The sequence below is a fragment of the Streptomyces sp. NPDC020845 genome (genome assembly GCF_044334165.1).
GTDB lineage: Bacteria > Actinomycetota > Actinomycetes > Streptomycetales > Streptomycetaceae > Streptomyces.
The window spans coordinates 454,074-467,893 of the sequence record NZ_JBIRSJ010000010.1 but is presented as its reverse complement, the minus strand read 5'-3'; the positions used below and the strand labels follow the sequence as shown (position 1 = coordinate 467,893).

Sequence of the window (13,820 nt, the reverse complement as noted above, 5' to 3'; positions counted from 1 at the left end):
GTCAGCAGCAGTCGCAGCCGGGACGGCAGGCACAGGCGTCCGGCTCGGCGCCGGTGTCCTGCTCGGGACAGGCGTCCTGCTCGGCGTCGGCGGACGGGACGGCCGCGGCGGCCGGGGCCGCGCAGCAGCCCTTGCCTCGCCAGGCGTCGCGGCCTTCCTTGGCGGCGACGGCGGCGATGACGAGGGCGGCGATCGGGTCGGCCCAGGACCAGCCGAGGGTGGCGTTGAGCACCAGGCCGACCAGGAGTGCGGCGGACAGGTACGTGCACAGGAGCGTCTGCTTGGAGTCGGCGACCGCCGATGCGGACCCGAGTTCGCGGCCGGCGCGGCGCTGGGCGGCGGACAGAAACGGCATGACCGCGAGGGAGAGCGCGGCGAGCACGATGCCGGGGATGGAGCGTTCGGCCTCACTGGTGCCGGTCAGGGCTCGTGCGGCGTCGACGGTGACGTAGGCGGCGAGTGCGAAGAAGGAGACGGCGATGATCCGCAGGGTCGTCTTCTCGCGGGTCTCCCGTACGTGGTGCTCGGCGGCGGAGAACTGCCAGGCGACCGCGGCGGCGGACGACACCTCGATGATCGAGTCCAGACCGAAGCCGATCAGCGCGGTCGATGAGGCGAGGGTGCCGGCGGTGAGGGCGACGACCGCCTCGATGACGTTGTAGGTGATGGTCGCGGCCACGAGCAGCCGTATCCGGCGGGTGAGCGCGTCGCGGCGGGCGGGGGACGGCCCGAGGGATATCGCGGTCATCAGCAGCACCCCTTGGTCTCGGCGTCGACGCATGTGCGGTCGGTGGCGACGGCCACCACGGCGGTGCGCAGGTCGTCCAGCGCGTGGCCGAGGCGTTCGTCGGCGAGTTCGTAGCGGGCGCGGCGGCCGTCGGGCACGGTGACGACCAGGCCACAGTCGCGCAGGCACGCCAGGTGGTTCGACAGCCGGGTGCGCGAGATGCCGAGCGCGTCGGCGAGATCGGCGGGGTAGGCGGGGGCGTCGCGCAGGGCGAGCAGGACGCGGCAGCGGATCGGGTCGGCGAGCGCGCGGCCGAACCGCGCCAGCACCTCGATGTCGGAGGCAACAGTCAGCACGCGTATGAGAGTACACGTTATCCTGAATTCAGGAAATCATGGACTGTTGTGGCGACGGTGGCGATGGCCAGGGCGGCGATCGGGTCGGGCCAGGGCCGGCCGAGGGTGGCGTTGAGCACCAGGCCAGGGCGCGGTAGTTGTGCGTCACGTGTCATACGGGAGTTATGCGGACGCCGCCCTGGAGGCTCTGCCCGGCACCGCCGTGTGCATGATGATCGACGAGACTGAGGGTGCCCCGGACACCGTCGTCACCATTCCCCTGGCCCACCCGGTGCGCGGCGCCGCCGTCGCCGTCGAGCTCACCGCGCTGACGGACAAGCGCCTGAGGGTCGGCGAGTTCCTCGGTACCGTCGACGCGGAGACGATGGACCGGATCTCCGCCGCCCTGCGCGTCACCTTGGACCTCACCCAAGGGCGCCTGAGCTTAGTAGGGCACCGTGTCGCACCAGGTCTCCGCCCAGGCTGAGGCGCCGTGTGCGTTGGCCGCGCGCACCGTGACGCAGATCTCGTCACCGGAGAACGGGCCCTTGATCGTGTAGCTGGTGCTCCCGGTGGAGTAGACCGTGTTGACGTTCTTCTCCGTGTAGTTGCTGCCCTTGTTGGTGTAGTGGATGTCGTACCTGGTCGCTCGGGAGATTGCCGACCAGCTCACCTTGAGCGGCATGTCGCACGCGCCAACACAGGAGTTGGTGTAATCAAGCCGGTAGCTCTTCATGGCGGGCGGTGGCGAGCCGGAGGACGTGCCGCTGGAGCCGGATGAACCTCCGCCTCCCGCCGATGAGTTTCCGCCGTCCGAGCCGGGAGAAGAGCCGGACCCCCCGTTGTCGGTACCACTGTCGCCACTGGATGAACTGCTGCCGCCGTCACCATCCGACGACCCGGAGCTACGGCTGCTCTTCTGGGCGTTCGGCTTGTCCGTCCCTTCCGCCTCGTCCTTCCCCTTCTTACCGTCATCGTCGCTGCCCTTCTTCTTTCCACCCTTGGAAGGTGAACTGTCGGGCGCGCTCGGCGAGGTACTGCCACCAGCGGCGGCGCTCGCGCCACTGCTTGGTGACTGGGCATGCGTTCCGCCCCCGCCGCCACCCCCAAAGGGCTGAAGCAGGGCGACCGTGCCGCCGCCCGCGGTGATGACGACGACGATGGGCAGCGCGATGAGCCTGCGGCGCCGACGAGGCTCCCGCTCCCGCTTCGTGGCTCCGACGCCCGGGGCGGCCGGAACGGCCGGGTCGACTTTGGGAGGCCCGTCCTTCGGCCGCAGCCCGACGGTCGCCAGGTCTGTGGCCTCCTCCCGCAGCGGTGCCGCCTCGGCGTCGAGCAGCCGTGCGGACTGCCGCGCGAGGTGCGCGACGACACCGGCAGGCAGCCAGGCGCCGCGCGTGGCGGGGGGACGCACCCGCTCGGGGTCCTCCAACAAGGCGTCTACGTCCGGCCGTTGAGTGACGTCCTTCGCCAGACAGCGGGCGATGAGCGCCCGCAGCGAGGCGTCCTCGACCCCCGTCAGATCGGGCTCGCCCTCCACGATCTCGAACATCACCGCGTGCTGATTAGCCGCCTTCTTCCCGAACGGCAGTTGCCCGGTCGCCGCATACGTCAGCACGCACCCGAGGGTGAACACATCGCTCTTGACCCCCGCGCGCTGCCCGCGCACCTGCTCCGGCGACATGAACCCGGGAGACCCGACGACCATCCCCGTACTGGTCAACAAGGACTCGACGGATGTCTCCAGAGCACGCGCGATCCCGAAGTCGATGACCTTCGTGCCGTCCATGGTGAGCATCACGTTGGACGGCTTCAGATCGCGGTGCACGATCCCGGCGCCGTGAATGTCCTTGAGCGCCTTCAGCAGCCCGTCGGCGAGGGCGAGTAGGGACGCGGTCGGCAACGGGCCGTGCCGTCGCACGACTTGCTCAAGCGAGAGCCCGGGAACGTACCCCGTGGCGACCCACGGCGGTTCGTCGTCCGGACCCGCGTCGAGCACCGGCGCCGTGTACTGCTCCCCGACCCTCCGTGCCGCCTCGATCTCCCGCCGGAACCGCGCCCTGAACTGCTCGTCGGAAACGTGCTCTTCGTGTACCACCTTCACGGCCACGGTCCGACCGCTGTCCGACCGCGCGAGGAACACCCGCCCCATGCCGCCGGCACCAAGCCGCCCGAGCAACAGATACGGTCCTATGCGCGCCGGGTCGCTCGCCGCGAGCGGCTTGATGCCCCCATCGACATGGCCGTCCGGCTCATCGGGCCCGTCCCCGTTCGTACCGCTCATGATGGTTTGGCTCCCCCCGCCATCTTCGCCTGGTCAACGGCGCGACCCGGATGAGGATAGACGGTGTGGGGCGGGTCAGGTGGTCGGGAACTCCCCGCGCTTGACGGCGGAGACGAACGCGGACCACGCGGGCGGCTCGAACACGAGGGCCGGGCCGTGCGGGTTTTTGCTGTCGCGGACGGGTATGTCGGCGCGGCCTCGTGCGACCTCAAGGCATTCGGCCTGATTGCCGCCGCTGTAGCTGGACTTGTACCACCCGGTGAAGGTGGGCGCGTCGGAGGCGGTGTGCTCACTGCTGACCATGCGCGTGTTCCTCTGCTGTCGCCCTGACGAGGGCAAGTGACTCCTGCTGCGACAATGCGTTGCTCAGCGCCAGAGCGTAGGCGGTCTGGCTGGCCTTCACCAGTGACGGATCATCGATCAAGTTGCCAGTGAGGAAGCTTTCGACGTACGCCGCCGGGGCGGAGTCATCGAAGCTCATGAGCGTGAGCAAACCCTGCTGGAGCGCGTGAGCACCGGCACTGTAGGGCAGTACGTGTAGCCGTAGGCGTCCCGCTTCGGCCATGTCCGCGATCTTGTGGAGCTGTTCCGCCATGACCTGGGGGCCACCCACGCGTCGTCGCAGGACGCTCTCGTCGAGGAGCGTCCACATGACAGGATTCGACGGGCTGTCCAGAATCTGGGCACGCTTTGTTCGGATGACAACCTCCCTGTCAAGTTCCTCGGCCGTGTGGTTGGGCCGGTAGGCGCTGAACACGGCGCGTGCGTAGGTGGGTGTCTGGAGCATGCCGGGAACCAGCGTAAGTGCGAACTGCTGGATCAGAGTGGCCTCTCTTTCCAGCTCAGCGACGGTAGCGAAGAAGTGCTCGTACGGGCCGCCGTCCAGATCGTCCAGCCACCGCGCGAAGAACCCGTCCGTCCCCAGCGCCTGATCGATCCGTACCGCGTCGTCCGGCCTCGGCAACCGGCGCCCCGCCTCCCAGTGGCTGATCAGCGTGGGGGAGCACACCACGATCTCGCTCAGCGCCTCCTGCGTCATACCGGCCGCGATGCGGCGGAGCTTCAGCTCCTCCCCGTACTTCTCCCTGGGCGTGCGTGGCCTTCGATCCATTTTCATCAGCTGACTCCCCGAGTTGAAAGGTGCGTGGTCAGGCTCGCCCTCCTTCCAGCGTAGCCAGAACAGCCACCACTCTGTGAGGAAAGCGCTACACAGCGTGAAGGAACCTCAATGGAGCTGATGAACGTGAGTACCGTGCTGCGCCTGCTGCCGTGGTCGGACCCCGATGGCAAGCCGTGTTATCTGGCGTCGGACGGCGGGGACAGTCCGCTGAGTCGACGTGCGGATGCGATCGAGGCCGTGCAGATGTCCATGGGTGCGGAACTCCTCCGGCACGCCAGGGCGTTGCTGGACGCCCCCAAGGCAGACGCGCGAGAACTCCGCTACCTCGCGGACCGGCTGTGTGAGGCGCTGCGTGATGTGCTGCGGATCGCCGAGAGCAGGGGCGCCCGCCTGCCCTCGTGCGAAGACACCAGCGCGACGTAAGGACCACGTGTGACCGCTAAGGACGGGCGCTGCGCCTCCTGCGACGGGGCGCCGTCCCGGCGGGTTTCCCCGCCGGGACGGCGCCCCGGTCGTGTCCTACGGCCGGGGCCTAGGAGCAGTACTGCGCTTCCTTGCCGATGGACCGGTACATGCAGTCCGCGTTCTCCAGGAGCTGGAGGACCGCGTCGCGGTTACGGGAGGTCTCACGCTCGATCACCTCGTCGGGCGGGTAGAAGCCGCCCGCGCCGCTGGAGCTCGGGTACATCTCGAAGGTGTACGCGAAGACCTTCTGGGCCCCCCAGAGATAGTCGTCGATAGCGCCGTCCGTGATGTACAGCTCGCTCGACTGCTCGGGGGTGTAGCCGTTGCTCGCGGCCATCTTCTTGCCGACCGTGGCGAAGGCGTCGTAGTCGTCCCGCGTCATCCCGGTGGTGGTTTCGTCGTACGTCCAGCCGAAGGGCCACAGCACCAGCTCGCTGTAGGTGTGGAAGTCGATGGCGGCCTTGATCTGCTGCTTGCCGCCGACGACGCGGCTGCGCGCGAAGTCCGCGACGACCTTCACCTCGGGGGCCGACTCGGCCTTGGGGCCGCGGTAGGTCTCGGAGCCGGTGGAGCCGGAGGAGCCGCCGCAGCAGCCCCATTTGAAGTCCCAGTTGCGGTTGAGGTCGGTGCCGACGTTGGAGGAGCCGGAGTTGGGCTGGCGGTTCTTGCGCCAGCTGCGGTAGGAGCCGGTGGCGATGTCGTACTCGCCGCCGTCCGGGTTCACGTCCGGGACGATCCAGATCTCGCGGCTGTTGACCAGGCCGGTGACCCGGGAGTCGGTGCCGTAGCCCTGGGTGAACTCGCGCACCAGGTAGAGGGCCATCTCGACGGTGAGGTGTTCGCGGGCGTGCTGGTGGGCGGTGAACAGCACCTCGGGTTCGGACTCGTCCGTGGCCACGTTGTCGCTGATCTTCAGCGCGATGATGTCGCGGCCCTCGTACGATTTGCCGATGACCCGCTTGCTGAGGATGTTGGGGTACTTGGCGACCGCGGCGTTGATCTCGGTGTTGGCCTCGGCGTAGTTGTGGTACTTCGCGTCCGCGGAGGGGAAGTCGAAGGGCTTGGCGGCCCGGCCCTCGGTGCGGGCCTGCGGGGCGGCCAGGGGGGTGAGGTCGTAGCCGCGCGAGCGCAGCTCGCGGGCCTGGGCCGCGTCGGCGGTGACCACGACGGAGCGGGCGTCCACCTCGTCGATGGACACGCCGGTGGTCGCGATGGAGGAGCGCTCGGCCGGGGTGGCGGGGCCCGAGATCTCGTACTGCCGCACGCTCTCGTCGGCCGAGGTGGCGGCCGAGGTGTCGGCCGCCGCGGCGGCCGCCCTGGGCGCGGAGCCCGAGCCGTCGGCCTGGGCCGCGACGGGCGCCGCGAGGGCGAGGGTCAGCAAGGCGGTGAGGGCGGTGGCCCTTCTGCCGCGAATGCGAAGTCGCATGAATTCTCCTGGGGGGTGGTCTGAGGCGAGCGACTGCTGCGCCAGTGTTCGGCCATGCGCATGACATGGTCAAGGGCGGGAAATGGTCGAAGCCGAGGGAACATTCGTGCGGCTCCGGATCGAACCGCCGCGACATGACCGGTCGCGGCGCGGTCCGAAGCCTCGTCATGGGAGGGGAACCACATGCGTAGACCTCTGATCGGCGCGCTGTCCGCGCTGCTGCTCGGCGGCGCGGGCCTCGCGACCGCGGGCGTCACGCCGGCCGCGGCCGCCCCGGACACCTCGAACGCGCCCCGGGTCAAGGCGGTCGACTTCGCCGGGACCGTGGCGCTGAGCAACTGCTCGGGCTCGGTGGTACGGATGCCGAACTCGGCCGACAGCGACCCCGCGTTCGTGATGTCGAACGGCCACTGCCTGGAGTCCGGTATGCCGTCCGCCGGACAGGTGATCGTCGACAAGGCGTCCACCCGGAGCTTCACCCTGCTCAACAGCTCCGGCAGCGGCGTCGCCACGCTCCGCGCCACCAAGATCGCGTACGCGACGATGACCGACACCGATGTGTCGCTGTACCAACTGAGCTCGACGTACGCCCAGATCCAGCAGTCGTACGGCATCAAGGCGCTGCAGCTGTCGGACAGCCACCCGGTCCAGGGCACTGGCATCAATGTGGTCTCCGGCTACTGGAAGAAGATCTACTCCTGCAATATCGACGGGTTTGTCTACCGTCTTAAAGAGGATGAATGGACCTGGAAGGATTCGGTCCGCTACACCTCCGCCTGTAACACGATCGGGGGAACCTCGGGCTCGCCGGTTGTCGACTCCGCCTCCGGCAAGGTCGTCGCCATCAACAACACGGGCAACGAGGACGGCGGACGGTGCACCCTCAACAACCCGTGCGAGGTCGACGCCAACGGGACCGTGACGGTGCGGCAGGGCATCAACTACGCCCAGGAGACGTACGGCATCACCAAGTGCGTCGCCGCGGGCAACAAGATCAATCTGAGCCTGGCGGGGTGTGAGCTGCCCAAGCCGTAGGCCCTGTGCGCCTGGACCTCCGGTCCACCGGGATTTCCCCCGGCCGGACCGGGGGCCGGGCGCAGCATGAACCCGGGGGACAGCATCAGTGTGCCCCTGGTGCGCTCCGCGCGAGGCTGTGGTCCTCACCGTTGATCACCAAGGAAGAGACGGGGACCTCATGCGCAACTCGCCACGCCGCGCCCGATCGAGCCGTACCCGAACGGGCGTCAGGACCCACACCCGGGCGGCGGCCCTGTGCGCCGTGCTGCTGCTGGCCGGGTCCGCTGCCCCGGCCGTGGCCACCGCCCCCGGCGGGGCGACGGCCACGATCGCGGAAACGAAGGTCGGCCGGGGCACGCTGGTCTCCGCCGACCTCCTCTACTCGCTGGAGAAGCCCGAGGACGTCACCACCTGGCTTACCTCCGCCAAATTCGACACCGGCACGGTCCGGTACGGCGTCGACGCCTACCGGCTGGTGTACCGCACGGTCGACCCGTACGGTAGGCCCACCACCGCCAGCGGCCTGCTCGTCCTGCCGCGCGGGGGCGAGGGCCGGCTGCGCCCGGTGTCCTTCGCGCATGGCACCGGCAGCCACAAGGACGACTCACCGTCGAAGCAGACGGGCGGCTTCCTGCCCGCGCCGCCGGTCACCTACGCCTCCGCCGGGTACGCGGGTATCGCCCCCGACTACCTCGGCATGGGCGTCGGCCCCGGACCGCACCCCTGGATGGACGTCCCCTCCGAGACCACCGCGTCCCTGGACATGCTGCGCGCCGCCCGCGCCTTCGCGCCCCGCACCGGCCGCACCCTGGACCGGGAGGTGGCGGTCACCGGCTTCTCCCAGGGCGCCTCGGCCGCCCTGGGCCTGGCCAGGGCCCTGCAGTCCGGCGAGGACCGCTGGTTCCGGCTGGGCGCGCTGGCCCCGGTCAGCGGGGCGTACGACTTCGGCGGCGCGGAGCTGCCCGCGCTGCTCGCGGGTGAGCTCGAGCCGAAGTCGAGCGTGCTGTACGCGGCCTACACCCTGGTCGCCTTCAACCGGCTGCATCATCTGTACGACAGCCCGGCCGAGGTGTTCCAGGCGCCGTACGCCGACACCGTCGAGGCACTGTTCGACGGCGCGCACACCGGTCGGCAGCTCATGGAGGGCACCCCGGACACCCTCGACAAGCTGCTCACTGCCCACGGCCGCGACCTCCTCGCCCACCCGACCGGCCCCATGGCCGACGCCCTGCGCACCACCGACGACGTCTGCGACTGGGCGCCCCGCGTGCCGACGCGCCTCTACATGGCCGTCGATGACGAGCAGGCGGCCGTCACCAACACCGCGCACTGCCGCACCGCGTTCGCCCGCCACGGCGTGGCCGCGCCGGTCGTCGACCTGGGCGCCGTCGACTACAACGGCTCCCGTCACCTGGGGTCCAACGTCCGGGGCACCGCGGTCATCGTGCGCTGGCTCGACGGCCTGGGGTAGCCGACACCAGTCAGCCGGGCGTCACCACCGGGCCTGGTAGTGGCCTGTGGCGGCGCGCCACAGCGCGGAGAACGCGGCTTTCGGCCGGTGGTTGAAATCATGGGCCGGAAGGTCGCCGAGCAGGTTCAGCACGGCGCTGAGGTGCCCACAGTCCGCGGCCTGCTCGATGAGCTCCACGGTCGGCATCTGGCGTTTGGCGCGCGGCGTTTTGAGCAGCTTGGCGTGCGCTTCGGCGAGGGCCGCGATGTCCTCCTCGGCCGGCGTCGGCGGCAGGGACCGCCGCGGGGCGCCGTCGGCGATCGCCTGGGCGCGCTCGTAGGCCTCGTCCGGTATGTACCACGAGTCGGAGAGCCACGAGCGGAGCAGATCGGGTCGGCCGAGCTCGACCAGTGCCTTGATCATGCTCGACGGCCGGTCCCCGGGCGGGACGCACGCTTCCAGGAACTCCTCCGCGATGTCGAGCCGGTCGGTGCTCAGCAGACAGAGCAGCCATGGCTCGGAGCGGAAGCTGTTGAGCCGGTCCTCGGAGGATGTCCATAGCGACCGGGCCTCGTCCACGCGCCCGCACTCGGTGAGCGCCCAGACGACCGCGAGGCGGTTCTCCCACGGGTTGGTCTCCGGCTCGATGGCTTCCCGGGCGCGGGCGAACCACGCGTCGGCGGCGGCCGTATCGCCCAGGGCTTGGTAGGCGCCGGCCACCGCGGAGGCGACGTTCGCGACGTTGTACTTTCCGAGGGCCGCCTCCGCCCTCGGCTCGGCGAAGGCGAAGACGGCCCGCGCCTGTTCGGCCCGTCCCGCGCGGGCCAGGATCATGGCCACCTGAGCCGAGGCCACGACGCGCTCGTCCGTACCGGGTATGGCGTCGAGCAGTTGCGCGGCGCCCTCGGGCTCCCCGCGCCGCGCCCGGAGCCGGGCCGCGTCGCTGAGGTATTCGTTCACGGCGAAGTTCCAGTTGCTCCCCAGCTCGGAAACGGCATCCTTCACCGCCGTGAACAGGTCGTCCATCGTCGCGGTGTTGGGCGGTGGCCACGCCCCGTCCCCCTGGGCCTCGGCGGGTTCCGTCCTCTCCACGTACTCCCGGACGAAGTAGCCGAGACCGTCCTCCCCGAGCCGTTCGGCGGCGGTCCGCACGTCCGGTACGACATCGAGCCCGCCCCACCGCACCGGCCATCCGAAACGCCGGTCGACCGACCAGGTCAGAACCGCGTCCAGGTCTTCCCTGCGGTCCGGCGGCGCGATGACGACACCCTCCTCGAACGCCGCACACCAGGTGTGGTCGTCCAGGGCGAAGTTGACGTTGCGCTGCTCGAGTACGTAGTCGTCCTCCAGGAGCCGGGGGCCCGGTGGTTCGCGGAGGAAGGTGAAGTCGTCCGACTCCCCTCCGGTGACGGGCCGGCGGAAGGTCACACGGGTCGGATCCACGGAGACCCGCACTCCGCCCCCGCCGCCCTTCCCCACGGCCGACTCGGGTTCGTCCTCCTCAGCCGCCCAGCCGACCTGCCTGGTGGCCAGGTCGATGACCAGATCCCGCTTGCGCCGGGCGTCATACGCGTACAACCGGGTGCCGTCCCGCGACCAGCCGACCCCGTCGTCCAGCCACAGCTCGTCTTCCTCGTGCCCGAATTCCTCGGAAAGCGTCTCGGGCAGCTCGGGCAGCAGATAGGGGTGCGAGGGGGGTGCGTAGCCGGGCAGCCAGAACAGATGGCCCGCCTCCAGGGGAACGACACAGCCCTTGATGGAAGAGGAGGACGCGGTCGAGACGAACGCGCGCCGCCCGTCGGGCGCCAGCGCCCACGTCGGCGGCCGGCTGGCCCCGTCCGTCACCGACGCGCCGGCCAGCGGACAGGTGTTGGTGGTGCGGGTGTCGAACGGGTCGAACACCCCTACCTGGTTGGTGTTGTAGGCGAGCCCGACACGGGTGCTGTCGGCCGACCACTGGATGGCGTCGTCGTAGTCGGGCCAGCCGACTCCGCCCTCGATGCGCTGGAGTGTGTTGACGCAGCGGCCACTGGCGACCTCCCAGATTTGCAGCGCACCACCGCGGTGGTAGTCGTCGCCGACCCAGCTGCCGGTGGCCAGATAGCGTCCGCACGGGCTGAGATCAAACGATGTGATCTCTGTGCTGTGGCCGTACGGATGCTGCAGCCGCGTGTCGCCGAGCCCACGAATCCTGTCGGTCGCGAAGCGGTGCGCCTCGGTGACCCCATGCGTGCGCTCGAGCTTCAGCAGCCGGGCCCGGAGCGGCGGCAGGTCCCGCTCGGCAGCGAAGGCGGACCAGTCCGCTTCCTGAAGGACTGTGAGCAGTGCGGCCGGGTCGGCGGCCGACGTCAGCGACGCGTGATCCGCGAAGGTCCCGGTCCCTGCCCCGTCGGTGGCGGACTCACAGCCCGCCGAGGGCTTGGCCGCCCCCTTGAGCACGGCCCGCAACGCCTTCGCGTCGTAGATCGGAATGCCGCGTGTGCTCGCCGCTCCGATTTTGCGGCCCGGGACGTCATACGCGGCGAAGACGAGATCAGTTCTGTCGGACACCGAACCCGACACCCGCGCGCCCAGTGCCTCCAGTCCGGCCTTCGCCGTAGTGTGCGGCAGCTTGTGGAACCGCCCCATCAGGACAATAGATTTTCCCCGTAGATCCATGGTCTTGACCGTAAGGCCACCCACCGACGCCACGGTCCATCCCAACTCCCCGTTCGAGGGGGAGCTTTCGGTCCCCCTCGAACGGGCGGGCCCTACGACAGACCGTGGACGTGCGGTCCGACCGCCTTCGACCAGGCGCTGCCGTTCGCCGCGTCCCAGTTGGTCGACCAGGTCATCGCGCCGCGCAGCCCCGGATACGTCTTCGAGGGCTTGAACGAGCCGCAGCCAGAACCCTTGGTGAGGCAGTCCAGGGCGGCGTTGACGATCCCCGGCTCCACATACCCGGAGCCCGCGCCGCGCGTGGAGGCCGGGACGCCGATCCCGACCTGCGACGGGTCGAGGCCGTTCTCCAGCTGGATACAGGCGAGGGCGGTGAGGAAGTCGACCGAGCCCTGTGAGTAGACCTTGCCGTCGCAGCCCAGCATGGAACCGCTGTTGTAGTACTGCATATTGACCACCGTCAGGAAGTCCTTGGTGGCCAGCGCGGTTTTGAAGTACTCGTTCTGCGGCGACTGCATATCGATGGTCTGCGGCGCCATCGTCACCACGACATCGCTCTTCTTGTCGTGGATCGCCTTGAGCGCCTTGGTCATATAGGTGGCGTTGAGCCCGTTCTCCAGGTCGATGTCGACGCCGTCGAAGCCGTACTCGTCCATGAGCTTGGTGACGGAGTCGGCGAAGGCGTTGGCGGACGCGTCGTCGCTGATCGAGACGGTGCCGTTCTGGCCGCCGATGGAGATGATGACGGACTTGCCCGCGGCCTGCTTGGCCTTGATGTCGGCCTTGAACTGGTCGACCGTATAGCCGCCGAGCCCGGCCGAGTCGAGGTTGAAGGTGACGGCCCCGGGTGTGGTGGTCGCGTCGGCGAAGGCGACGGCGATGATGTCGTAGTCGTCCTGGACGTCGGCGAGCTTCTGGACGGTCGCGCCGTTGTTGAAGTTCTGCCAGTACCCGGTGACCGCGTGCTTGGGGACGGCCGCGGCGCCGACCGGCTCCTCGGCCGCGCCCGCGGTGTTGGCGGCCATCAGCCCACCGGCGGCGAGGGCCGCCACGGCTATGCCGCCGAGCAGCTTCCGGGGGAACGTACGTGAATGTGCGCGTGCCACAAGTGCCTCCGAGCGTGGGGGATGTGGGGGGAGTGGTGCGCTTACGCGTTCAGGGGCCCCTGAGGCATGTGATCCACCGTGGTCCAGACCAATGCGCGTGTCAAGTCCCTGACAGGAAGCTCGTGGTTGACCTGAAGCGAGGTTGAAGTTTTAGCGTCGACGTCGGATTGATCACCATCTGGCGACAGGAGAGTGTGCCCGTGTTCCTCGTGACGGGAGCCACCGGAAACATAGGAAGTGCCCTGCTGAAGGAGTTGCGGGCGAGCGGTGCCGGGCCGCTGCGTGGTCTCACCCGGGACGCCGAGCGGGCCGGATTCCCGGCCGGAGTCGAAGCCGTCGAGGGCGACTTCGCGCGGGTCGACACGCTGAAGCCCGCGCTGGACGGGGTGCGTGCGCTGTTCCTCCCGTCGCGCATGGGCCCCGACGCCGACATCCTCGGCCTCGCCCGGCAGGCCGGTGTGGAGCATGTGGTCCTCGTGTCGTCCATCACCGTCCAGACCCATCCCCACCTGGGCCCCGCCGAGGAGAACCTTGCAGTCGAGCGGCTGCTGAAGGACAGCGGCATGGCCTGGACGATCCTGCGGCCCACACAGTTCGCCTCGAACGCGCTGTGGTGGGCGGACGCCATCCGCACGCGCGAGCCGGTCCGCCTGCCGTACGCGGACGTCGGGCTCCCCGCCGTCCACCCCGCGGATATCGCGGCGGTGGCCCGGGTGGCGCTCACCGAGCCGGAGCACCGCGGCCGGACGTACGCGCTGACCGGGCCGGAGAGGGTCACGGCGCGGCAGCAGGTCGAGGCCATCGCGGCGGCCCTGGGGCGGGAGGTGCCGGTCGCCGAGATCAGCCGGGAGGAGGCCCAACGTGACATGGCGGCCTTCCTGGGGGAGGAGGCCGCGAGTGCGGTGCTGGACCTGATGGGCGGGGACGTCAACGATGAACTGCTCGCGGTGCGCGACACGGTGGAGCGGGTCACCGGGCGGCCGGCCAGGCCGTTCCGGCAGTGGGCCGCGGAGAACGCCGACGCGTTCCGCTGACGGTGCGGCGCCGTTCGGGGGAGGGCTCTCGGTCCTCCCCCCGAACGCGGCGGCCGGCAGTGGGGATCAATCGGCCATTACTCGGCGTCGTACTCGTCGATGCTGGTGGCGATGCCGTCCTTGATGACGACCGTGGCCATGATGCCGTTCTCGTTCTTCAGTACGGTGTCGAGCTGGTCGGGGGTGCAGGCTGTGTTG

The 13,820-nt window shown here is 69.6% G+C and carries 14 protein-coding genes; 5 read left to right on the top strand and 9 right to left on the bottom strand.

Annotated elements, in window-relative coordinates:
- Nucleotide 1: 1 nt before the first annotated feature.
- Genes ACH4U7_RS28200 through ACH4U7_RS28190 form a run of 3 tightly spaced genes read right to left on the bottom strand, consistent with a single transcriptional unit; the run spans nt 2 to nt 1,238 of the window.
- Nucleotides 2-748, bottom strand: a complete 747-nt coding sequence (locus ACH4U7_RS28200; protein WP_398530600.1) for a cation transporter — start codon at nt 746-748, stop codon at nt 2-4.
- The gene (locus ACH4U7_RS28195) at nt 748-1,083 is read right to left on the bottom strand and encodes an ArsR/SmtB family transcription factor (RefSeq protein WP_398530599.1); all 336 of its coding nucleotides are present in this window, start codon (nt 1,081-1,083) and stop codon (nt 748-750) included. Before ACH4U7_RS28195 ends, ACH4U7_RS28200 begins: the two co-directional genes overlap by 1 nt.
- Nucleotides 1,084-1,100: 17 nt before the next feature.
- Entirely contained in the window at nt 1,101-1,238 is a 138-nt protein-coding gene (locus tag ACH4U7_RS28190; protein ID WP_398530598.1) for a hypothetical protein, read from the bottom strand.
- A 53-nt stretch (nt 1,239-1,291) separates the two neighbouring features.
- On the opposite strand from ACH4U7_RS28190, the gene ACH4U7_RS28185 reads away from it, so the two are divergent.
- Nucleotides 1,292-1,549, top strand: a complete 258-nt coding sequence (locus ACH4U7_RS28185; protein WP_398530597.1) for a hypothetical protein — start codon at nt 1,292-1,294, stop codon at nt 1,547-1,549.
- On the opposite strand, the gene ACH4U7_RS28180 is transcribed toward ACH4U7_RS28185, so the two are convergent.
- The 3 genes from ACH4U7_RS28180 to ACH4U7_RS28170 all read right to left on the bottom strand — a co-directional run bounded on the left by ACH4U7_RS28180 (nt 1,508) and on the right by ACH4U7_RS28170 (nt 4,463).
- A complete protein-coding gene (locus ACH4U7_RS28180) occupies nt 1,508-3,346 on the bottom strand; it encodes a protein kinase (RefSeq protein ID WP_398530596.1) in 1,839 nt (612 codons plus the stop codon). The two genes, ACH4U7_RS28185 and ACH4U7_RS28180, sit on opposite strands and share 42 nt — an antisense overlap.
- Nucleotides 3,347-3,421: 75 nt before the next feature.
- Nucleotides 3,422-3,649 (bottom strand): DUF397 domain-containing protein, encoded by a 228-nt coding sequence (locus ACH4U7_RS28175; RefSeq protein ID WP_398530595.1) that lies wholly within the window; start codon nt 3,647-3,649, stop codon nt 3,422-3,424.
- Nucleotides 3,636-4,463 (bottom strand): helix-turn-helix domain-containing protein, encoded by an 828-nt coding sequence (locus ACH4U7_RS28170; RefSeq protein WP_398530594.1) that lies wholly within the window; start codon nt 4,461-4,463, stop codon nt 3,636-3,638. The genes ACH4U7_RS28175 and ACH4U7_RS28170 overlap by 14 nt, the downstream gene beginning before the upstream one ends.
- Nucleotides 4,464-4,574: 111 nt before the next feature.
- Here ACH4U7_RS28170 and ACH4U7_RS28165 point away from each other — a divergent pair, with 111 nt between their 5' ends.
- Nucleotides 4,575-4,889 carry a hypothetical protein gene (locus tag ACH4U7_RS28165; RefSeq protein WP_398530593.1) on the top strand — a complete coding sequence of 105 codons (315 nt, stop codon included), beginning with the start codon at nt 4,575-4,577 and terminating at the stop codon, nt 4,887-4,889.
- Nucleotides 4,890-4,998: 109 nt separating this feature from the next.
- Here the strand turns inward: ACH4U7_RS28165 and ACH4U7_RS28160 are convergent, their stop codons facing one another.
- Entirely contained in the window at nt 4,999-6,357 is a 1,359-nt protein-coding gene (locus tag ACH4U7_RS28160) for a M14 family metallopeptidase (protein WP_398530592.1), read from the bottom strand.
- Between the two features lie 183 nt (nt 6,358-6,540).
- Between ACH4U7_RS28160 and ACH4U7_RS28155 the strand changes: the two genes are divergently transcribed.
- Together ACH4U7_RS28155 and ACH4U7_RS28150 are read left to right on the top strand one after the other, a co-directional pair.
- Entirely contained in the window at nt 6,541-7,392 is an 852-nt protein-coding gene (locus ACH4U7_RS28155; protein WP_398530591.1) for a serine protease, read from the top strand.
- A gap of 160 nt (nt 7,393-7,552) precedes the next feature.
- Entirely contained in the window at nt 7,553-8,845 is a 1,293-nt protein-coding gene (locus ACH4U7_RS28150; RefSeq protein WP_398530590.1) for an alpha/beta hydrolase family protein, read from the top strand.
- Nucleotides 8,846-8,866: 21 nt separating this feature from the next.
- On the opposite strand, the gene ACH4U7_RS28145 is transcribed toward ACH4U7_RS28150, so the two are convergent.
- Nucleotides 8,867-11,482: a hypothetical protein gene (locus ACH4U7_RS28145; protein WP_398530589.1), complete on the bottom strand. Its 2,616-nt coding sequence runs from the start codon at nt 11,480-11,482 to the stop codon at nt 8,867-8,869.
- Between the two features lie 92 nt (nt 11,483-11,574).
- Nucleotides 11,575-12,588, bottom strand: coding sequence for a chitinase (locus ACH4U7_RS28140; RefSeq protein WP_398530588.1), 1,014 nt, complete (start codon nt 12,586-12,588; stop codon nt 11,575-11,577).
- 200 nt (nt 12,589-12,788) lie between these two features.
- Between ACH4U7_RS28140 and ACH4U7_RS28135 the strand changes: the two genes are divergently transcribed.
- On the top strand, nt 12,789-13,622 hold the full coding sequence (locus tag ACH4U7_RS28135) for an NAD(P)H-binding protein (protein ID WP_398530587.1): 834 nt from the start codon (nt 12,789-12,791) through the stop codon (nt 13,620-13,622).
- Nucleotides 13,623-13,820 lie beyond the last annotated feature (198 nt).

Coding starts and splice junctions, on each gene's coding strand:
- ACH4U7_RS28185 (WP_398530597.1), top strand. CDS start 1,292: ATGATGATCGACGAGACTGAGGGTGCCCCGGACACCGTCGTCACCATT.
- ACH4U7_RS28200 (WP_398530600.1), bottom strand. CDS start 748: ATGACCGCGATATCCCTCGGGCCGTCCCCCGCCCGCCGCGACGCGCTC.
- ACH4U7_RS28150 (WP_398530590.1), top strand. CDS start 7,553: ATGCGCAACTCGCCACGCCGCGCCCGATCGAGCCGTACCCGAACGGGC.
- ACH4U7_RS28160 (WP_398530592.1), bottom strand. CDS start 6,357: ATGCGACTTCGCATTCGCGGCAGAAGGGCCACCGCCCTCACCGCCTTG.
- ACH4U7_RS28145 (WP_398530589.1), bottom strand. CDS start 11,482: ATGGATCTACGGGGAAAATCTATTGTCCTGATGGGGCGGTTCCACAAG.
- ACH4U7_RS28165 (WP_398530593.1), top strand. CDS start 4,575: ATGGAGCTGATGAACGTGAGTACCGTGCTGCGCCTGCTGCCGTGGTCG.
- ACH4U7_RS28175 (WP_398530595.1), bottom strand. CDS start 3,649: ATGGTCAGCAGTGAGCACACCGCCTCCGACGCGCCCACCTTCACCGGG.
- ACH4U7_RS28155 (WP_398530591.1), top strand. CDS start 6,541: ATGCGTAGACCTCTGATCGGCGCGCTGTCCGCGCTGCTGCTCGGCGGC.
- ACH4U7_RS28190 (WP_398530598.1), bottom strand. CDS start 1,238: ATGACACGTGACGCACAACTACCGCGCCCTGGCCTGGTGCTCAACGCC.
- ACH4U7_RS28180 (WP_398530596.1), bottom strand. CDS start 3,346: ATGAGCGGTACGAACGGGGACGGGCCCGATGAGCCGGACGGCCATGTC.
- ACH4U7_RS28170 (WP_398530594.1), bottom strand. CDS start 4,463: ATGAAAATGGATCGAAGGCCACGCACGCCCAGGGAGAAGTACGGGGAG.